The 20,209-nt window shown below is 59.6% G+C and carries 18 protein-coding genes and 1 pseudogene; 10 read left to right on the forward strand and 9 right to left on the reverse strand.

What is annotated here, in order from left to right:
- Window positions 1-8 precede the first annotated feature (8 nt).
- The 6 genes from J1777_RS09610 to ribD all read left to right on the forward strand — a co-directional run bounded on the left by J1777_RS09610 (window position 9) and on the right by ribD (window position 7,046).
- A complete protein-coding gene (locus J1777_RS09610) occupies window positions 9-800 on the forward strand; it encodes a pilus assembly PilX family protein (RefSeq protein ID WP_207575516.1) in 792 nt (263 codons plus the stop codon).
- A gap of 61 nt (window positions 801-861) precedes the next feature.
- Complete coding sequence (locus J1777_RS09615) at window positions 862-4,698, forward strand: pilus assembly protein (RefSeq protein WP_207575517.1); 3,837 nt, start codon at window positions 862-864, stop codon at window positions 4,696-4,698.
- A 36-nt stretch (window positions 4,699-4,734) separates the two neighbouring features.
- Window positions 4,735-5,142, forward strand: a complete 408-nt coding sequence (locus J1777_RS09620; RefSeq protein WP_207575518.1) for a type IV pilin protein — start codon at window positions 4,735-4,737, stop codon at window positions 5,140-5,142.
- A gap of 121 nt (window positions 5,143-5,263) precedes the next feature.
- Window positions 5,264-5,563: a type II toxin-antitoxin system RelE/ParE family toxin gene (locus tag J1777_RS09625; protein ID WP_207575519.1), complete on the forward strand. Its 300-nt coding sequence runs from the start codon at window positions 5,264-5,266 to the stop codon at window positions 5,561-5,563.
- Between the two features lie 2 nt (window positions 5,564-5,565).
- A complete protein-coding gene (locus J1777_RS09630) occupies window positions 5,566-5,874 on the forward strand; it encodes an addiction module antidote protein (protein WP_207575520.1) in 309 nt (102 codons plus the stop codon).
- A gap of 38 nt (window positions 5,875-5,912) precedes the next feature.
- Complete coding sequence (gene ribD / locus J1777_RS09635; protein WP_207575521.1) at window positions 5,913-7,046, forward strand: bifunctional diaminohydroxyphosphoribosylaminopyrimidine deaminase/5-amino-6-(5-phosphoribosylamino)uracil reductase RibD; 1,134 nt, start codon at window positions 5,913-5,915, stop codon at window positions 7,044-7,046.
- Here ribD and J1777_RS09640 read toward each other — a convergent pair.
- A complete protein-coding gene (locus tag J1777_RS09640) occupies window positions 6,967-8,001 on the reverse strand; it encodes a tRNA dihydrouridine synthase (protein WP_207575522.1) in 1,035 nt (344 codons plus the stop codon). The two genes, ribD and J1777_RS09640, sit on opposite strands and share 80 nt — an antisense overlap.
- Window positions 8,002-8,165: 164 nt before the next feature.
- A complete protein-coding gene (locus J1777_RS09645; protein ID WP_242700482.1) occupies window positions 8,166-8,885 on the reverse strand; it encodes a carbonic anhydrase in 720 nt (239 codons plus the stop codon).
- Window positions 8,886-9,151: 266 nt separating this feature from the next.
- Between J1777_RS09645 and J1777_RS09650 the strand changes: the two genes are divergently transcribed.
- Window positions 9,152-9,676: a hypothetical protein gene (locus tag J1777_RS09650; protein ID WP_207575524.1), complete on the forward strand. Its 525-nt coding sequence runs from the start codon at window positions 9,152-9,154 to the stop codon at window positions 9,674-9,676.
- A 43-nt stretch (window positions 9,677-9,719) separates the two neighbouring features.
- On the opposite strand, the gene J1777_RS09655 is transcribed toward J1777_RS09650, so the two are convergent.
- The 6 genes from J1777_RS09655 to J1777_RS09680 all read right to left on the reverse strand — a co-directional run bounded on the left by J1777_RS09655 (window position 9,720) and on the right by J1777_RS09680 (window position 16,181).
- Window positions 9,720-10,913 carry a methyltransferase gene (locus J1777_RS09655; RefSeq protein ID WP_341352955.1) on the reverse strand — a complete coding sequence of 398 codons (1,194 nt, stop codon included), beginning with the start codon at window positions 10,911-10,913 and terminating at the stop codon, window positions 9,720-9,722.
- Between the two features lie 12 nt (window positions 10,914-10,925).
- Entirely contained in the window at window positions 10,926-11,453 is a 528-nt protein-coding gene (locus J1777_RS09660; protein ID WP_207575525.1) for a GNAT family N-acetyltransferase, read from the reverse strand.
- 283 nt (window positions 11,454-11,736) lie between these two features.
- Window positions 11,737-12,063 carry a hypothetical protein gene (locus tag J1777_RS09665; RefSeq protein WP_207575526.1) on the reverse strand — a complete coding sequence of 109 codons (327 nt, stop codon included), beginning with the start codon at window positions 12,061-12,063 and terminating at the stop codon, window positions 11,737-11,739.
- A gap of 38 nt (window positions 12,064-12,101) precedes the next feature.
- Window positions 12,102-14,699 (reverse strand): ATP-dependent chaperone ClpB, encoded by a 2,598-nt coding sequence (gene clpB, locus J1777_RS09670; RefSeq protein ID WP_207575527.1) that lies wholly within the window; start codon window positions 14,697-14,699, stop codon window positions 12,102-12,104.
- Window positions 14,700-14,808: 109 nt separating this feature from the next.
- The gene (locus J1777_RS09675; RefSeq protein WP_207575528.1) at window positions 14,809-15,726 is read right to left on the reverse strand and encodes a cation diffusion facilitator family transporter; all 918 of its coding nucleotides are present in this window, start codon (window positions 15,724-15,726) and stop codon (window positions 14,809-14,811) included.
- On the reverse strand, window positions 15,723-16,181 hold the full coding sequence (locus tag J1777_RS09680; RefSeq protein WP_207575535.1) for a molybdenum cofactor biosynthesis protein MoaE: 459 nt from the start codon (window positions 16,179-16,181) through the stop codon (window positions 15,723-15,725). Before J1777_RS09680 ends, J1777_RS09675 begins: the two co-directional genes overlap by 4 nt.
- Before the next feature lie 101 nt (window positions 16,182-16,282).
- On the opposite strand from J1777_RS09680, the gene J1777_RS09685 reads away from it, so the two are divergent.
- Window positions 16,283-16,537 carry a hypothetical protein gene (locus J1777_RS09685; RefSeq protein WP_207575529.1) on the forward strand — a complete coding sequence of 85 codons (255 nt, stop codon included), beginning with the start codon at window positions 16,283-16,285 and terminating at the stop codon, window positions 16,535-16,537.
- Between the two features lie 9 nt (window positions 16,538-16,546).
- Window positions 16,547-16,858, forward strand: coding sequence for a hypothetical protein (locus tag J1777_RS09690; RefSeq protein WP_207575530.1), 312 nt, complete (start codon window positions 16,547-16,549; stop codon window positions 16,856-16,858).
- A 47-nt stretch (window positions 16,859-16,905) separates the two neighbouring features.
- Here the strand turns inward: J1777_RS09690 and J1777_RS09695 are convergent, their stop codons facing one another.
- Entirely contained in the window at window positions 16,906-19,131 is a 2,226-nt protein-coding gene (locus J1777_RS09695; protein ID WP_207575531.1) for a hypothetical protein, read from the reverse strand.
- 155 nt (window positions 19,132-19,286) lie between these two features.
- On the opposite strand from J1777_RS09695, the pseudogene J1777_RS09700 reads away from it, so the two are divergent.
- Window positions 19,287-20,209: pseudogene (locus J1777_RS09700) on the forward strand (DUF2628 domain-containing protein); the annotation flags it as partial.

The following is a 20,209-nucleotide window of genomic DNA, read 5'->3' on the forward strand; positions in this document are numbered from 1 at the left end:
GCTCCCCCATGCACACCCCCTCTTCCACCACCCGCCCTGCTGCCCCCCACCGCGAACGCGGCATTGCCTTGTTTGTGGTGATTGTGTTTGTCATGCTCTCCATGCTGCTGGCGCTGTGGGCATCGCGCACCGCCATCTTCAATGAAATGGTGGTGGGCAACGATGCCGATTACCAACGCGCTTTTGAAGCCGCGCAAAGCCTGATTCAAGATGCTGAATTAGATATTCAGCAATTCGACACCACAGGCTATCGCGCTGATGACAATGCCGCGCTGACCGCTGTGTACGATAACAATATCGTCGGTTTTTCGAACCACCGCAGTACCTCGCCGTTCTGCGAAAACGGGCTGTGCGTCAAGCGCCGAGGTCGGCAGGACTTTTGGAACAACCACACAGACACCACAGAGGCTGACGACCCCGAAGTCTCTTTCGAGCAAATGACCAGGGCTAACAACGCAGGCAAACGCGGCGGTGCACGCTATGGACAATTTACTGGAGCCCTATCTAAAAACGCTTCAGATGACGATGCCCCGCACAACGCCATCCTGGCCGAGCGCGACGCCGACGACCGTGGTGGCTGGTACTGGATTGAAGTGTTGAGCTACGCCGACCCCGATGCCGTCGGCGGTGCAGGCCTCATTGTGAATGACGCCCCCAATGCAGCAGCACCAACAGACCTCCTGGATTTGCGTCTGAAACCCAGCGTGGTGTACCGCATCACCGCCTGGGCCAGGGGCTTGAAGCCCAACAGCACTGCCGTGATCCAGGAAACCTACGCCCGCACGCGTCTGCAGGACTGACACCATCTCAAGCCCGTTGATTTTTTCTTTCTGTTCTTTCGTGCCGCCCCAGGAGTTCACCATGCCCCGACGCACCACACCCCAAAAATTTCGCCGCCGCCTGATTGCAATTGCTGCCAGCGCTGCCTTGGCTCCTGCCAGCGCCTGGGCACTGGACTTGGCCAATTCGCCCCCCGGCACGGTAGAGCCGTATGTGGCACCCAACGTGATCTTGTCGCTGGATGATTCTGGAAGTATGGATGAGAAAGACATGCTTAACGGAACCAAGTCCCGTGCAGCCGTGCTACAAGATGCCTTAAAAGCGGTTTTCGAGGATCGATCATTACTCCCAGAGGGCAAGATACGCTTAGCATGGCAAACCTTGGGCAATTGCACCAAGGTTAATGGTGAAAAATGGGCACCAAAGCTTAATGCAGCAGCAGCCAGTAGTAACAATATCAACGTGATGCGCTCATTGGAAGGCACCCATCGAGATAATTTTTTACTATACGCAAAAAATTTCAATACCTGCGCATGGACTCCCACGCATTTTATGATGAAACGGGCTGATGAATATATGCGTGCCCCTCTGCATAAAAATGGTCCTTGGGCCAGCAAGCCTGGAGAAACCCTGAATAGGCCCAATGAAAAACCTTTGGGCTGCCGACGTAATTACCACATCGTTCTAACGGATGGCGCATGGAATGGGTATTACTATGGCCCTGAAAGTACTTACTTCGATAATAATGATGAAATACAAACAAATAAAAATTCAGACCAAGAAGATATCAATACCAATCCCATCAACTTTGATAATCAGGACTCAGAAACAAACAGCAACGGCAAGCTTGGCCCCAACTACCCAGTAGAGACCACTGACGCATTCTTTCTACCTGATGGAACAGCATATAAGCGTAGTGACCCGCAAACTTGGATATACCGCGATATCGACTACCCCACGTGGAGCAGCTTCCACCTAGGCTATCGACCATGCAGTGAAACCAAAAAAAGTGGAAAAGAATGCAGCGACCGCTGGGGCGGTTATATGAGTACACTCTCCGACTGGGCTTTTCAAAGCTGGGCAAAACCTTTGCAAGCAAAAGAAAACCTTGATGGAAGTGTTTCCCCACTCCCTGAATACATCAAAGCTCCTGAAGAAGAAACTTTCACTAATAGAGTTTCAGGAAGAAAAGCCACACTCAAAAAATATTGGAACCCACGCTACAATCCAGCCACTTGGCCGCATATGACTACGTTCACTATCGGATTTAGCAAAGATTCTCTTCCTGAAAATCAATATAGACCTATAGGATATGAAGAGAACTCAAAATCCCCATCATGGAAAAGCAATATTGGAAATTATTCCACCCGAAGGAAAGGCTCACAACCAGGGACAACCATTGACACCACTAACGGAAATAATGGAAAGCTAATACCTCCAACCAATACATTACCTTATGGCTATGATGGCAGCTTTGCAGATTACGCATCTGGTTGGGCACAATGGCATGCAATTGCAAAACAAGAACAGGACGATATGTGGCACGCCGCCATCAATGGCCGGGGCCAGTTCTACGCCGTAGAAAAGGGCGAAGATTTGAAAAAAGCATTCGAGCAAATTATTCGCACCATTAACACCGAGGTCAGCCCCAGCATTACTTCTACCGCTTTGAGCGGCTCGAATATTTCGCGCAGCGGTGTCAGCAAATTCACCGGCAACTACGAGCCACAAAGCGGCTGGAAAGGCTTTGTGATTGCAGAAACAGTCGATACCGATGGCGGTGTAACCCTTGCGTGGGGCGGAGAGAACACGGCCAACAAGCTTGATGCCCTGGCCTCGCACGAATCGCGCGTTATTCTGAGCTGGAGCGATCAATGGGTGAATGCTGCACCCAAGGGAGGGGTGCCTTTTGTTTGGGCGGCCGACCAATCCAACCTGAGCACCTCCCAAAAACTGGCATTGCAAAAAGCCACCAATGGCACCGACGAGGGTGAAGCCGCAGGCCAAGATCGGCTCAACTACATTCGCGGCGATCGCAGCAAAGAGGGCACCAACCCCTCCAACTACACGGAAAGCAAACCCTATCGCCAACGCCAAAGCCGCCAAGGCGATATTGTGAATTCTGAAGTGTGGTACACCGCCGCCCCTGCACGCAGCTATGCCTTTAATGGGTATAGCAAATTTATTACTGACTACAAAGACCGCACCCCCATGATTTACGTGGGCGGCAACGATGGCATGCTGCATGGTTTCTCTGCTGAAGATGGCACCGAAAAAATCGCCTACGTGCCCCAAGGCGTGATTCCCAGCCTCACCCGACTGACGGCACCGGCCTACGACCAGCAGCACCGCTACTTTGTCGATGGTTCGCCCATGACAGGCGATGCCAATACCAGCACTGACCCCAATTCCCCTGACTGGCGCACCCTGCTGGTGGGCACGCTGGGGGCCGGCGGCCGGGGTTACTTTGTGCTGGACGTGACCAACCCCAGCAATTTTTCCGCTGATAACGCCAGTAGCCTGGTTGTGCTGGATCGCACCCGCAGCACCGAAGTCAGCCCACCAGACTGCACCCTTGAGAGCGACAGCACGATTCAAGCTGCATGCACTACCACCGTTACGGAAGACCGCGATATTGGCCACATTACCGCCGCACCGGTCACCAACAGCACCAGCCTTTTGCATGCCTCGCAAATCACCATGCTGAACAACAACCGCTGGGCCGTGGTGCTGGGCAATGGCTACAACAGCGCCAACCAGCGCCCGGTTTTGCTGGTGCAATACCTGGATGGCAATAAAGAGCTGCTGACGATTCCCACCACCGTGGACGTGCCCGGCACTGGCAAGGCCAATGACAATGGCCTGAGCGCCCCCCGCCTGGTCGATTTGAACGGCGATGACCGCCCGGACATTGCCTACGCTGGCGACAACCAGGGCAATATGTGGAAGTTTGACCTGACCAATTACGATGCCAGCAAATGGAAAGTGGCTTTTAACGGTGCTCCCCTGTTCACCGCACAGCGTCCTGCCGTGTATGGCAACAGTGGCACAGAACTGCCCCAGCCGATCACGGTGGCGCCAACAACACGGGCCAATGACCGCAAAAAATGCGAACTGGATAGCGCCACCAATGAATGCAAAGCCAACACGAGCACTCCCGTGGGCGGCATGATGGTCGCCTTTGGCACCGGGCGCAATGTGGCACGCAACGACCCAGAAAGTACCAATGTACACACCCTGTACTCGGTGCTGGACAACACCCGCTATCGCTACATTAAAGATAGCAATCCAAAACGTTTGGAGATTCACCCTGGCAAAACCTGCCAAACCAGTGATGGCCCGAAGTGCATCAACGTACCCGCACCTGCGCCACTGGGGGCAGGGGTGGATGCGGCCAAGCTGAAAAAACAAACCACGACAGTGGTTTCTGGCAGCCAGCAAGCCACCTTGGGGCAAGACCCGCTCAAACCCACCAACTGGGGCAGCTATAACGGTTGGTATCTAGACCTCCCCAGCACAGGCGAGCGCTTGCTCAAACCACTGGATTTTTATGATGGCACTAACATCCTGACCGTTTATTCGCAAGTCCCCGCCAAAGGCAGCAATGTGTTTGATGCCAGCATCGAAAGCTGCGAAACCGGTTCGGTGGACGATGAACGCCAATACCGCACCTTTATCAACATCATGGACGGCGCCACCCCCAGCATCCAACTCATGGCCGTGGCCGATGGCATTGACGACATCATGGTGCGCCGCCAAGTGCGCAAGGGCGCACATGCCATGGTGACTTCAAAAGATAAAAACACCGACCTCTCTTCGTGCGTGGGTGACAAATGTGACGCAACGCTGCTCGAAAAAGAAGAGTTAAACCGCATGCCCGAAACCACATCACGCCCCAGCTGGCGTCAAATGCAATAAGGGAACATTGCTATGAAAAAAAACTACCTCTCCCACATGCCATACCCGTCCCGCCAAACCGGCTTCACCCTGATTGAGGTCATGATCGTGGTGGCGATCATTGGCATCTTGAGCTCCATCGCCTACCCCAGCTACACCGAATACGTGCGCAAGGGCCACCGCGCCAACGCCATGGCAGGGTTGCTGGAAGCGGCACGGTGGATGGAGCGGGCCGCCACGGCTACGGGGACGTATCCCGTGACGGCCAACTTCCCTGCCAACTTAAAAACTGTGGAAGGTGACCGCTACGATATTGCTGCAGTGTCTGACGGTGCCACTTTTACTCTGACGGCTACCCCAAAAGGAGCGCAATCCGGTGATAAATGCGGTAATTTCACCCTGACCAATACCGGTGCAAAGGATGTGAGCGTCAGCGGCAAAAAGGCCGAATGCTGGGGGAAATAATGCTCTAGCATTCACGGCATGACTGACCATGCTATTTACATGCAAGAAGCGCTTGGGCTGGCCGCCCAGGCGCTTTTTTTATCCAATTGCAAAATCGTGAACGAACGATTACGATTGGGCCATGTATATAGTCAAGCAACTGCCGGAGTTTTCCCTCTGGCTGTCCAGCCTGCGTGACGGCATGACACGCCGCCGCCTTGCACGACGGCTGGAAAAGGTGCAACGCGGCCTTCTGGGGGATGTGCAGCCCGTGGGAGAAGGCGTATATGAGATGCGTGAGTTCTTTGGCCCTGGCTGGCGCATGTATTACGTACAGCGCGGTGACGTGCTGATTGTCATGTTGGCCGGTGGCGACAAATCCACCCAGCAGGCCGATATCACCCACGCAATCGCTCTGGCCCAAACTATCGAAGGAGTATGAGCATGACCAAGAAGATGAACGTCGCCGATCTGCCTGAGTTCGATATGGCCGAACACCTGGACAGTGACCTGGCGATTGCCGAATACCTCAGCATCGTTCTGGAAGAAAACGATCCTGCCGAGCTGACCCACGCACTGGGAACCATTGCCCGCGCCCGTGGAATGACCGAGGTGGCCCGCGCCAGCGGCCTGACGCGCGAGGCGTTGTACAAGGCCCTGCGTCCTACATCCCAACCGCGCTTTGACACCATCATGAAGGTGCTGCAGGCAATGGGATTGCAATTCAGTGTGCAAGCTGTTAAGCAATCTTGAGCCGCATGGCGCACAAATAATGCTCTAGCATTCACAGCATGACTGACCATGCTATTTACATGCAAGAAGCGCTTGGGCTGGCCGCCCAGGCGCTTTTTTTATCCAATCCCAATCCACGTGTCGGCTGCGTGCTGGTGGGCCGCAGCGGCGCGGTCATTGGCCGGGGTTTTACCCAACAGGCCGGAGGGCCGCATGCCGAAGTGATGGCGCTGCGCGATGCCGCCGCACAGGGGCACAGCACCCAGGGGGCCACGGCGTATGTGACGCTGGAGCCCTGCGCCCACCACGGGCGCACCGGGCCATGCTGCGAGGCGCTGATTGCCGCCGGGGTGGCCCAGGTGGTAGGGGCGCTGACCGACCCCAATCCCCAGGTGGCGGGCCAGGGTTTTGCCCGGCTGCAGGCGGCAGGGGTGGCCGTTGAAGTGGGGCCAGGGGCGGCGGCTTCGCGGGCGCTGAATATTGGTTTTTTTAGCCGCATGGAGCGGGGCCGCCCGTGGGTGCGGCTGAAGGCCGCTACGTCGCTGGACGGGGCCACCGCCCTGGGCAATGGGGCCAGCCAATGGATTACCAGCCCAGCGGCACGGGCCGATGGCCACCACTGGCGGGCGCGGGCCTGTGCGGTGCTGACGGGGATTGGCACGATTTTGGCGGACGACCCGCAGCTGAACGTTCGCGCCGTGGCCACGCCGCGCCAGCCGCAGGTGGTGGTGGTCGATAGCCAGTTGCGCATACCGCTGGATGCTAAGGTTTTAAGAGCTGGTAGCGCTTGTATTATCTATACTTCAGTATTAAATATACAAAAAACCAAACAATTACAAGCGCTAGGCGCTACTGTTATTCATCTACCCAGTGCCCAAGGGCAAGTGGATTTGGCGGCGATGCTGGCCGATTTAGGGCAGCGCTCGATCAATGAGTTGCATGTTGAGGCGGGAGCCATCCTCAACGGTGCTTTGCTGGCGCAGGGGCTGGTCGATGAGTTGTTGCTGTATTTGGCCCCCACGCTGTTGGGCCAGGGCTGCAAAGGCATGGCGGCACTGGGGCCACTGCAAGATTTAGGCCAAGCGCTGCCCTGGCAGTTTCACGAGGTCACCCCTATTGGCCCAGATTTGCGGGTGCTGGCACGCCAGCCGACATCGGCTGTTGGCAGCGCTGCAGGGCCAACCACTGGGTAATGAGTGTTTGGTCGGTCATCACCCGCACTTGTTGGTAGGCGGTTTCCGCCTCGGGGTAGCGGCGGCGCAGCAGGTTAAGCCATTGCTTTAGCCGCCCAGCCCGCTGGTTGGGGGTGAGGCGCTGACAAACCCAATCCCAAAACTGCTGCATGTGCGGCAAGAGTGCCGCCCACGGCACCGCCGCTGGCTGAATGGGCGCAACGCTATCGGCAGCAGGGACACCGTGAACGACAGCAGCGCGAATGGCCAGGGCCAAGCCGGGGTCGGCCACGCTGCCTCGGCCCAGCATCAAATCGGTGCAGCCGGATTGCTCGCGGCAGCGCAAAGCGTCTTGCACGGTCCAGATTTCACCATTGGCGATGATGCGAATCTGCGGGCCAACGGCTGCGCGGATCAGCGGGATTTGCTCCCAGTAGGCGGGCGGGCGGTAGCCATCGGCCTTGGTGCGGGCGTGAACGACCAGCTCACACGCGCCGTTTTCTACCATGGCCTGGGCGCATTCGCGCATCAGGCCCCGGTCGTCAAAACCCAGGCGCATTTTGGCCGATACCGGCAAATGCGCTGGCACGGCACGGCGCACGGCTGCCACCAGGCGGGCGATGTTTTCAGGGTCTTGCAGCATGGAGGCACCGCCACCGTGGCGGTTCACAGTGCGGGCCGGGCAGCCAAAATTCAGGTCAATCCCCTCCGGCCCCAAGGTGGCGAGGAAGGCGGCGTTTTCAGCCATGCTGACGGGGTCTGAGCCCAGCAATTGCGCCCGCACTGGCACACCCGCCAGGGTGCGGCTGCCATGGGCCAACTCGGGCATGTAACGCAAAAAAACACGCTCCGGCAAGAGCGTGCCACTGATGCGGATAAATTCAGAAACGCAGCGATCGGCCCCGCCAATGCGGGTGAGGACATCGCGCAGCACAAAGTCGAGCAACCCCTCCATCGGGGCAAGAAGCAATTGCATGGCAGGTGGGTGGTAAATCTATTCAACGCGCAGCAGAAAGAGGCATCACGCGATTGCCATAGTGAGTTTTATATTCGCGTTTTGAATATAAAAATCTTCTCAGTAAAAATCAGCAATTATTGAAGTTGCCAGCGCACAAACAGCAACGCCCCTCTGTTCGCTCGCTACGCAACAATTTCCACACGCCCTGTCTCAAGGTGGTACAGGCCACCAAGGACTTTCAATTTTTGAGCCTGCACCGCCTTGCTCAGTACGGGCGTAGCTTCTTGCAGTCGCTGAACGTTTTGCTTGATATTGACGATGGTTGCTGCTTGCGCCAAAGAGCCTTCGTGGGGCTCGGCTGCAGCGGCACGCACCGCTGGCATCAGCGCTGTGACGATGCTTTGAATGTGACCGGGAAATTCTGCCTGCTTTTCCAGTGCATTGACCGTTGCGCTCACAGCACCGCAACTGGTGTGGCCCAGCACCAAAATAACCGGGGAATGAAGGGCGGCCACGCCATATTCAAGGCTTGCCAAAATATCCGGCGTGACATAGTTGCCGGCCACGCGCGTCACGAAAAGATCGCCTCTTTCCTCGTCAAAACACAGCTCGGGACTGACGCGTGAATCCGCACAACTCAAAACGCAGGCGTATGGATTTTGTCCGCCCACCAGTGCCGCACGCGTCACGCTGAATTTTCGAACCTCGGTCTTGCCAGAGGTATAGCGCTTGTTACCTTCCAGCAAGCGCTGGATGGCCTGATCCGGAGACAGTACGTTAGCGGGTTTGGGTGGTGATTTTGCGTGAGATATTCCAGACATTGCTGAAAGACCCAACAGGGAGAACGCCCCCATCGCACCAAGAACAGCCCGTCTGGAGGGAGGCACAACCGCTTTGGTCAAGGTATTGCCCGCTAGGCACAAATTGCACATTTCTTCACTCCTTAATACAGCCTACAGCCGGTTTTGCAGACTACACGCCGAAAGCGGTTTGAGCAACACCGCGTATTTTTTCAGCTGCCCCTCCAGCAGAGACAAAAAACAATTGCATGGCAGGTGGGGTGGCGAATCTGTGCAACGTGCCGCACCGCGAGGGGTCACGCGCTTGTCATAAAGGGGGGGTGCAATAGCGGCTATCTCAACACGCTCTGGGACGGACCGGATACTTCATGATTTTGCAGAAAACCGCCAAAGCCTTGGACGAACTTCAGCCCGGTTCCCGAAAGTTGCCCCAGCGGGCACGAACGGTGCTATTGCTGGCAGACGGCAAGACGTTGGCGCAACTGCACGCTTTGCTGGGCGGCGATCATGCCGCAGTCGCCCAGACGTTGGTAGCACAAGGGTATCTGCAACTGGAAAATGGCTCGGAGGTCTCTCCATCGGCCTTTTCACCAACCCAGCAAACCACTGCGCAGACCCCTCAGCCGGGGGCTGCAGCAGCCAGCCTGTCCATGGCCGGCACCCGCATGTATTTGTTTGACCTGTGCGAGCGCCTGTTTGCCAATCGCCATGAAATGCTGGCCCAGTCACTGCGGGCCCAGCTGCGCGAGGCCCGCGATCTGGCGGCGCTGCGCTGCGCAGGACTGGCCCTGCTGCAGGCCGTGCAATCCCATGCCGGAGAGGAACGGGCCGCGACACTGCGCGAACAACTAAGAGGTTTGCTGGACGAGGCCCCCCAAGCGCAGCCGGCCTAAGAACGTGTTCACGATCTAAGCCACGCGCAGGGACTGCCTCAAGCTACACCGCCAGCCGCCACAGGGACGTGACCTCTGCCGCGCGGGCGCTGTGCAGCGGGTCGCTGGCGTTCTGGGCTTTGCGATGGTGCGGGCGAATGTCCAATCGGCCAACCACGCGCAGGCCAGCGGCTTCGGTCCACGCCAATAGATCGGCGCGGCTGCGCAGGCCAAGGTGCTCGGCCAAGTCAGACAAAATCAGCCAGCCCTCGCCCCCTGGGCGCAGGTGGGCCGCCAGCCCGGCCAAAAAACCACGCAGCATGCGGCTATCGGGGTCGTACACGGCTTGCTCCAGGCTGGTTGTGGCCCGCACGGGCAACCATGGCGGGTTGCAAACAATCAAGTCGGCGTGGCCTGGGGGGAATAAATCAACATTGCACAGCTGCACTTGCGCGGCTACGCCCAGGCGCTGCACGTTGTCCTGCGCACAGGCCAGCGCCCGCGCGGCATTGTCGGTGGCAATCACCTGGGGCACGCCCCGGCGGGCCAGCACGGCGGCCAGCACGCCGGTGCCGGTGCCAATGTCCCACGCCACGGCCGCTGTTTGCGTGGCGGTTGCAGGCAGCGGGGCCTGGGCAACCAGATCAACGTATTCCCCACGCACGGGAGAGAACACGCCGTAATGCGGGTGGATGCGGTCGTAGCCACCCAAGGTTTGCAAGGCTGGAATTTGCACGCCGTTTTTGCGCCACTCGTAGGCGCTGACAATGCCTTGCAGCTCACGCAGCGCGATCACCCGTGCCGTGCCATCGGCAGGGCCCCAGGCTTGGGTGCAAGCGGCCTGCACATCGGGAGCGCGGCGCAGGGGAATGCGGTAATCCCCATTCAAAGGAATAAGGATGCTGCCCAAGATATGGGCCCGCCGCGCCTGCACTTGGCGTTGCTGGTGAAAGGCCAAGGCTGGGGTGGCGGCAGGCGCAGGAGGGTGCGCCGGCTTGGCGTTCTTTTGCGCTTTGCCACGCAGCTTGGGTTTATCCAGGCGGCGCTTGAGCGCCTCCATTAAATGGCGGGCATTAAAAAAATCACCCTGCCAAAGCAGGGTGCTACCTTCACAAATCAGGTGGTAAGCGGCATCGGCGGCCAAGCGGTCGTCGGCCACCTGCATGCGCGCGGGCGCAGGCCGCCCGGCTTCGCTGTGCCAAGCCGCGTGCTGCGGCTGGCCGTTTACGTCATCCCATTGCAGCGTGGCATTGGTCACAGCAGCAGCCAATCAGCCGTTCAAAGTGCGCTGCAGGCGCACTTCTTCAATTTTGATGGGGCCAACCTGGGCGGTTTTGGCGGTGGTCATTTCGCGCTTGAAACCGGCCATTTCATGAAAGCGCAGGGCGCGTTCGTTGCGCAGCGGCACCCAGCAGGTCACGTTGGTGCAGCCTTCTTCAAGCAGGCCTTCACGGGCCGCATCCCACAGGGTGATGCCCACGCCTTTGTTCCAGTGGGAGGGGGTGGCGTAGATCGCCCAAATTTCACCGGTGGTTTGGCGCGATTTAGGGTCGCGCGAGCGGTCAAAGCCCACAAAGCCGACGATCTTGTCGCCATCAATGGCAACTTGGACCTGGGGCTCACAAAACTCAATGGCTTCGCGCCAATAGGCCTGGCGCTTTTCGACGGACGACATGGCTTTGAGTTGATCGTCCGGCACGATGCCTCGGTAAGCCTCAAGTGCAGCAGCAGTATGGATTTGCGCAATGGCCTTGGCATCACGAAGCGTAGCGGGGCGAACCTGGTAGTGAGTGGACATGGGAGCAGACAAAAAATAATAGTTAGGGAAAACGAAAGAACGCGATTGTCTAAGAATTCATTTTTTTTGCCAGTTTTTGGTGTAGGAATCCATAAACTGAAGTACGGCTGTTGGCCGTTTCTTGCCCTTGTGCAATGGATATGCTAATGCAGAAGGAAAAAAATTTTAGGAGCTGTCAGCGCTTTGCTGGTAAGCGTTAGAGGGCTAAAACAATGAAAAAATCCTCCCTCTACCAAGAGGGAGGATTGTCAGCTGCAGGCAGAAAACTGCCAGCGATCCAGGTTTAGTGCACTTCGCGGGCTTGCACGTCGGTGACCTCGGTGGCCACCTGGGGCAGCACGCCGCTGCGTTTGCTGGGGGCTGCCTGGCGGGTTTGGGCCGCAAAGCCACCGGCTTTTTTGCGCATGCTCGACCAGGTGGCCGCTGCCTGAGTAGGCAGCACCCAGGCCATTACGGGGCGGCCCGTCAGCTTGGCCCACAGCGCCCGCAAGCCCCAGACCAAAGCCAACACCATGCCAGCGGCCAGCACGCTCATAAAAAACACAACACCGGCCAAGAGCAGCACGACGCGGACAAGAAAACGGCTCAAGTCTGAGACAAATGCGTTCACAAAAGCTTCCTTTTCCAAATAAACCCTGGTGGGCAAGTTTATGCAGCAGTCTGCGTGAATTTAAATACCCCTGGGGCAACCACCGGATCGACACCCACCGCAATCACACTCTTGGGCGGGAATTGCCCCTCCAGCAGCAGGCGCGAAAGCGGGTTCTCGATGCGCTGCTGAATGGCCCGCTTTAACGGGCGCGCACCAAACACCGGGTCAAAGCCGACCTTGGCCAACTCGTCCATCGCCTGGTCAGACACTTGCAGCTGCAAATCCATTTTCTCCAGCCGGGCACGCAGGTGCTGCAACTGAATATCGGCAATGGCGCGAATGTGCTGGGCATCCAGGCCGTGGAAGACCACCGTTTCGTCGATGCGGTTGAGGAATTCGGGGCGGAAATGCGTTTTCAGCTCCCCCCACACCGCGTCCTTGATCTCGTCGGCCTCCTGGCCCACCATGGCCTGGATCATGTGCGAGCCAATGTTGCTGGTCATGACGATCACGGTGTTCTTAAAGTCCACAGTGCGGCCCTGTCCATCGGTTAGGCGGCCATCGTCCAGCACCTGCAGCAGCACGTTGAACACGTCGGGATGGGCTTTTTCCACCTCGTCGAGCAGCAGCACCGAGTACGGCTTGCGGCGCACCGCCTCGGTCAGGTAGCCACCTTCTTCATAGCCCACATAGCCCGGAGGCGCACCAATTAAGCGTGCCACGCTATGCTTTTCCATAAATTCGGACATGTCCACGCGCAGCAGGTGCTCTTCGCTGTCAAACAAAAAGCCGGCCAGCGCCTTGCACAGCTCGGTCTTGCCCACGCCGGTGGGGCCCAGGAACAAAAAGCTGCCCAGCGGGCGGTTCGGGTCGGACAGGCCCGAGCGTGAGCGGCGGATGGCGTTGGCCACGGCGGCAATCGCCTCGTCTTGGCCCACCACGCGCTGGTGCAGCTTGTCTTCCATGGCCAGCAGCTTTTCCTTTTCGCCCTGCATCATCTTGGCCACCGGAATACCGGTGGCGCGGCTAACCACTTCGGCGATTTCTTCTGCGCCCACCTGGGTGCGCAGCAGCTTGTGCTGCGTCGCTGGCCCACCGGCTTCGCTGTCTTGGGCCGCTTTCAGGCGCTTTTCCAGCTCGGGCAGCTTGCCGTATTGCAGCTCGGCCACCTTGGCCAAATCGCCCTTGCGTTGCAGCTCGGTGATCTGCACGCGGATGTGGTCAATGTCTTTGCGCAGCTGCTCACTGCCCTGGGCGCTGGCTTTTTCGCTCTTCCAGATTTCTTCCAGGTCAGCGTATTCGCGCTCCAGCTTGAGCAGCTCGTCCTCGATCAGCTCCAGGCGTTTTTGCGAGGCCTCGTCGGTTTCCTTTTTCATGGCCTCGCGCTCAATTTTGAGCTGGATCATGCGCCGCTCCAGGCGGTCCATGACCTCGGGCTTGGAGTCGATTTCGATCTTGATCTTGGCCGCCGCTTCGTCGATCAGGTCGATGGCTTTGTCGGGCAAAAAGCGGTCGGTGATGTAGCGGTGCGACAGTTCTGCTGCAGCAACGATAGCAGGGTCGGTAATATCTACGCCGTGGTGGGCCTCATAGCGCACTTGCAGGCCGCGCAGGATGGCGATGGTGTCTTCCACCGTCGGCTCTTGCACCAGCACTTTTTGGAAGCGCCGCTCCAGCGCCGCGTCTTTTTCGATGTATTTGCGGTACTCGTCCAGCGTGGTCGCGCCAATGCAGTGCAGCTCGCCGCGCGCCAAGGCGGGCTTGAGCATGTTGCCCGCATCCATCGCACCTTCGGCCTTGCCTGCGCCAACCATGGTGTGGATTTCGTCAATGAACAGAATCACCCGGCCTTCTTCTTTGGCCAGGTCGTTGAGCACGGCTTTGAGGCGCTCTTCAAACTCGCCCCGGTATTTGGCCCCGGCCAGCAGGCCCGCCATGTCCAGCGAGAGCACGCGCTTGTTCTTCAGCGACTCGGGCACCTCGCCTTCCAAAATGCGCTGGGCCAAGCCTTCAACGATGGCGGTCTTGCCCACGCCGGGCTCGCCAATCAGCACCGGGTTGTTCTTGCTGCGCCGCTGCAGCACCTGGATGGCGCGGCGAATTTCATCGTCGCGGCCAATCACCGGGTCGAGCTTGCCCTGGCGCGCCCGTTCGGTCAGGTCGAGGGTGTATTTTTTCAGCGCATCGCGCTGGCTTTCGCCTTCGGCGCTGTCCATGGTCTGGCCGCCGCGCACGGCGTGGATGGCCGCCTCGATGGCCTTGCGGCTCAAGCCATGCTCTTTGGCCAGCTTGGCAGCCTTGGTGTCGCTGTCGGCCAGGGCCAGCAGGAACAATTCGCTGGCAATGAACTGGTCGCCGCGCTGCAGGGCTTCTTTTTCGGTGGCCTGCAGCAGCTTGCCCAGATCGGGGCCAACCTGCACCTGGTCATGCCCTTGCACCTGGGGCAGCTGCTTCATGGCGTTTTCTACGGCGGGGGTCAGGGCCGCCACATTCACCCCGGCGCGTTGCAGCAAGGCCGCGGGGCCATCGCTTTGGCGCAGCATGGCCGCCAGCAGGTGCAGCGGGTCGATGTAGGCGTGGTCGTTGCCCAGCGCCAGGGTCTGGGCATCGGAGAGGGCTTCTTGAAACTTGGTGGTGAGCTTGTCGATACGCATGAAATTTTTTCCTTTACAACCAACAAAAGAGTTGTTGCAAAGGTAGCGGCATTCTTTGAAATTTCAAGGCCCTACAAGGCATGCCACCCAGGGTTGGCCCCCACGCCATTCACTGCGTTTTTTCCAATGCTTCCAGCGCCGTTTCGCTGCCCTCGGGCAGTATTTCCAGGGTGGCGTGCAGGCCGGGAACGGCGGCCATCAGCTCCTCCTCAACCAGGCGGCGCAGGCGGGCGGCTTTGCCCAATGTCCAGTGGGCGGGCACATGCATGTGGACTTGGGCAAAGCTGCGCTGGCCGGCGCTGCGCGTGGCCAGGGAGTCGAAATAGACGTGCTCGTTCGTGTGGCGCTGCAGCACGTTTTCTACCGCCTGCAGGTGCTCAGGATCAATGGCTTCATCCATCAACCCTTGGGAGGAGTGCCAGACCAGGTGCCCGCCTTCTTTCAAAATATTCAGCGCCACGACAATGGCAATGCCACCATCGAGCCACTGCCAGCCCGTCAGGGGCACGGCAATCAAGGCACCGACCACCCCCACCGAGGTCCAGACATCGGTGAGCAAATGGCGGGCATCGGCCCGCAGCGCCATCGAGTTGTGGACTTTGGCCGAGCGCAGCATGACGGCGGCCAGCACGCCGTTAAACACCGAGCTGATGACCGACAACGCAATGCCCCAGCCCAGCGCCTGCAGCGGCACGGGGTGCAGCAGCCGGTCGATGGCCGCCCAAATGATGGCCAGGGCGGCACCGATAATCAAAATGCCTTCAAAGCCGGACGAAAAATACTCCGCCTTGCTGTGGCCAAAGGGGTGATCGGCATCGGCCGGGCGCTGGGCGATGGTGACCATGAGCAAGGCAAACATGGCCCCGGCCAGGTTCACAAACGACTCCAGCGCATCCGACAGCAAGCCCACCGAGTCGGTCAGCCACCAGGCCCCCATCTTCAACACAATGGTCAGCAGCGCCACCACCACCGAGGCCCGCAGCAAGACCACCGGAGAAAGGCTTTGCCAGATATCGGTTACTTTCATAGCTGTTCCCACCGTTTTAACGCCATTTCATCGCTTACTCTGGCATCAACCCAGCGTGTGCCTTGCGGAGTTAGCTCCTTTTTCCAGAACGGGGCCTCGGATTTCAAATAATCCATGATGAATTCGCAGGCGGCAAAGCTGGCCCCCCGGTGGGCGCTGGTGACGGCCACCAGCACGATTTGATCGAGCGGCTGCAGCAGCCCGACGCGGTGAATCACCCGCGCGGCGGCAATGCCAAAGCGCTGGCGGGCGCGTTCGATGATGGCGGCAATGCTTTTCTCGGTCATGCCGGGGTAATGCTCCAGCTCCATGCTGGCCACGGCCGCGCCTTCGTTGCGGTCGCGCACCAGGCCGACAAAAAAGCACGCGGCCCCCACCTGGGCATTGCTGGCGTGCAGGCGGGCCAGCTCGGTGGAGACATCAAAATCTTGGGGTTGTATGCAGACGCTGAACATGCGGCCAATTGTCGCAGCCCACACCAAGCCCAAGGCAAAGTCTGGACAATGCGCCCCCTGCCCTACCCTTCCATCAAAAAAAAGCTGCCGCCCTTTTGACCATGGCCACCCCCACCATTGACACCCCGGATTACCTGCTCTACCCCAGCCCGCGCAATGAGCACCGCGTGGTGTTTGCCTTTACCCACTTTGTGCCCCACCCCTATGCGGTGATTTATTTGCCTGATTTTGATTTCATCGGCAAAGCCACGCTGTTCAGCGCCCAGCGCAAAAGCGATGGCCGCATGGGCCAGGTAGTGAGTTGCGAATTGGCGGTGGATTTGGAGCGCTTTATCACCCGGTTTACCCCGGACTAAAGGCCCGCCATGAGCAATCAAATTGAGATTCCGCCCAGTTTTAGCCAGCTGTTTCGCAGCCCTGCCGGGCGTTTGACCGCGCCCGCCACCACGGTGCTGGAGCGCTATGAGCTGTGTGAGGACTTGGCCTGCGCCCTGGTCGAGCAGGCACAAAGCATCTACCACCGTGGCCACAGTGATGAAGAGGCCGTATTGCTGGGCTTGCACAGCGCCATTGGCAGCCCTGCGGCGGGATTGTCCCCCGCCGAGGGGCAATGGGTGATTCTGCGCTTGGCCGAATTGCTGCAATGGCGGGCCCCACAGCTGCCCGCCGAAGCCTAAAAACCAGCCCTTAAGGGATTGGTCTCAAGGCGTTGGTCTCAACGCATTTACTGTGTGGCTGCTTCGATGGCGGCTGCAGCTGGGGTGGCAACTTCTGACGTTGCAGTGGTGGCTGCGGTGCCCGCGTCAGCTGCTGGCTGCCAGCGCTGCGGCAGCCAGGGATTGAGCCCGCCTTGGCTCCACACCGCGCCCAGCACCAACAGCACGGCGACCAAGGCCAACCACCATGGAGCGCTGGATTTTTGCGCATACGGGTCGCGCAGACTGCGCTCGGCATTGCTGGGCACCTGGGCTTGTTGCGACAAGGAGCGGCCCAGGGGCAGGTTGATTTTCATGCGCCCGTTAATCGCCCAGCCGCTGGCATCCAGAATGGGGCCCAGGCTGCGCTCGCGCAACTTCATCCAGGCAATCAACACGCTGGGGCCTGAAATGGCCAGCATCACCCCCAGCAAGGCCAGCGGTATCCACGGCCCCAGCTCCAATACCTTGCTCAGTACGGCGACCGCCACCGTGCTCAGTGAGCCCAGCGCCACACCAATCGCAGCGACCGTGCCCACATCGGTTTTACTGGGGGCGGGGGCCTCAGCGGGGGTGGGCGCAGCCCCCCCTGCCAAATGGGCGGCTTTGGCTTGCAGGCCTTCGGTCACCGCCGCGTCTTTGCTGGCGGCGCGTTGGGCCACTTGCGCTTCAACAAAACGCAGAAATTTTTTGTAGGGCGAGAAAAACGCCTGGCCAATGCTGGTGGGGTTGTCGATCAAGGTGGTGATGGTGGCATCCCAGTCCTGCCCCTGGCGGTCGTAAAAAATCCCTTTGCGCCCCACAAATAAAAAGTCCACATCGCCCGCCGTAAACGCCGCAACGATAGTGCGCACCTTGTCCCCTCGGCGGCATTCACAGTAAGCCAAAAAGGTTTTGGCCAAGCCAGCCAGCGCGGCGTGGGAGCCGGGGTCTTGCACGTCCACTGTCAGCTCGCAGCTGCGGCCATCCAAATACAAGGTACCGGCTTGGAAGATGCCGCCTTGGCGACGGTAAAAGCTGGAAAACGAGACAAAGTTATTCAAAAGCAAGAGCAGGTCGCGCTGAAGGAGTATGAGTTTTTCAAGGTTTTTAGCCTCTTTTTGGCGACTGGCTTCCGCGCTATCCTGCTCCATCAAGTCGAGCAAGCGCTGCTGATCGCCACTGGCCAGCAAGGCGTGCGCTTCGTCCACGGGCATGGTGGCCACCGGTGTGCTGGGCTGGGCGGCCAGCCAGGCTTGGCAGGGGGCCAGGGTGGCGCACAGCTGCTGCCATTGGGGCCAGCTCAATTGCGTTTGCGCCCCCAGCAGGGGCGTGACCACCTGGGCCTGAAAGACGGCCATGGCATCCACCCACGCGGGATTGAGGCCTTGGGCCAAAGGCAGCAGCGCATCCGCACGGATGGCCGCCAAGGGCAGTGCAGCAACGGCACAATCGCCGGCGTGCAAAGCTTCTTTCCCCAAGAGGGCATAGCCTTCTGCGCTGGGGCTTAAGGGCTGCAGGGCGGTGGCATCAAACGCGGCCAAACGGCAGCGGGCAAAAAAGTCTTCCACCTTGGCCTGCACCGCCATCAGGGCCTGGGCCGCAGCCAAGGCGTGCGCAGGCGAGGCCAGCCCACACGACTGGGCGGGGGCCTGCCCATGCCAATCGGCCACGGCTTGCACATCGGCAAAAAACTGCGCCAACGCCGACGGGCTCACGCCGGGCTCGCCATCGCAGCCCATGCTGGCACCGTAGCCGTCCATGATGCGCTGGGCCAGGGCGTGCAGACCAGGGGCATCGGCCAAGAGCTTGGCGGGGTTAAGGATGCCATCGCCATTCAAGGGCATGGCGTGCAAATCGGTCAGCCTAGCCTGCACTTGCCCCAGGCTGATCGTGCCGCTGTGCGCCTGCCCAGCCAACGCCAGAATGCGCTGGGCTTCGGCGTGCATGGCGGCACCCGTTTCGTTATCGACGTTGATGCTGGCCAGCGCCAGCACGTCTGTTCCGCTGGTGAGAACCTCGGGGTCGCGCACATGGGCAACCGCCCATTGGCACGCGGCCAGCAACTCGGGGGCACGGATGCGGCCATCGCCGTTGTCATCAATGACATCGAGGGTGGCGGGGTCAAACTCCACGCCACGTGTGGGGCAGGCCAAGGCCACCCACAGCTTTTGGTCCAGCTGCGCCAAGTGGGCAATATCGGCCCCGGTGCGAATCACGACCTGGTCCACGCCCCCGGCACGAACAAACTGCCATCGGTGTTGTTGTGTATGCATAGTGCTGTTCAGCCCCTGTGTCCTGTTGCCCCCTGTTGTCCCGCTGCAGCGGCGCACAGCGGTGGGGAAAATTGAAAAAACGCCAGTGTAAAAGTGAAGCGCCCCTGCCAACACCACACCGCAGCATTGCAGCACCAGGGTATTGGATCGGCACGATGCTGAACATGCCACAATTTGCCCCCATGTCTGTGCCGATTTCCCAGAACAATTCCTCTGCCGCCACCACCGGGCTTTTGCCCCAGTTGTATCTGCACGCCGTCGGCCCGGTCGGCACAGCGTATTACGAGCGTGTCTTTACCCGGTTTGAAACCCTGGGACGCACCCCGCCAACCTGGAACCATGCCGCTGCCTTTTGCACCCTGGGCTGGTGCTTGCTGCGCGGGCTGTGGCGGCCAGCTGCGGTGTGGAGCAGCATGGCCCTGCTTTTGGCCGTACTGATGTGGGCGGGGGCATTCAGCGCCCTGCCCCGGCAAGCACAAGTCAGCGTGGCCTTGCTCGGTGCCATCGTGCTGTGCGGCGTGCCCGGTTTTTTTGGCAATGGCTGGTACTACCGCTTGGTACACCAGCAAACCATGCACGCTTTGGAAGAGTCTCCCTCTCTGGCCCAGGCCCAAGCACGGCTCGCACAGCAAGCCAGCAGCCCAAAGCAATGGCGGCTGGCTGCGGTGGGGCAGGTGGCCTTGTGGGCGCTGCTGGGGGTTTTTGCCTGGCATAGCGCAGACTCGGCCCCAGAGCCAGCGCCAGAACGCACGGTGGGGCCGCCGCAGTTGAATTTCCCCGAACCCACCACCATCGCCCCGGCAGAGGATGTTGCGCCACCAGGCGCGGCCGCCCCCCTGGCCCCGCCAGAGCCCACACTGGCCATGGCACCCAGCAGTGCCATGACAGAGACCACAGCCACCGCTGCGCCCCCAGGCATTCTGCCCATCACCATGGCAGAAGCTATTCCAGCACCGGCAGCACCGGCACCAATGCCTGCGCCCAAGGTGGCGGCCCCCCCTGCTGCGCCCAAAGCGGCCCCAGCACCCAAAGCGGCGGCGGCCCCAGCGCCCAAGCCAGCGGCACCGGTGGCTAAAAC

Source organism: Comamonas denitrificans (assembly GCF_017368815.1).
Lineage (GTDB): Bacteria > Pseudomonadota > Gammaproteobacteria > Burkholderiales > Burkholderiaceae_C > Comamonas > Comamonas denitrificans.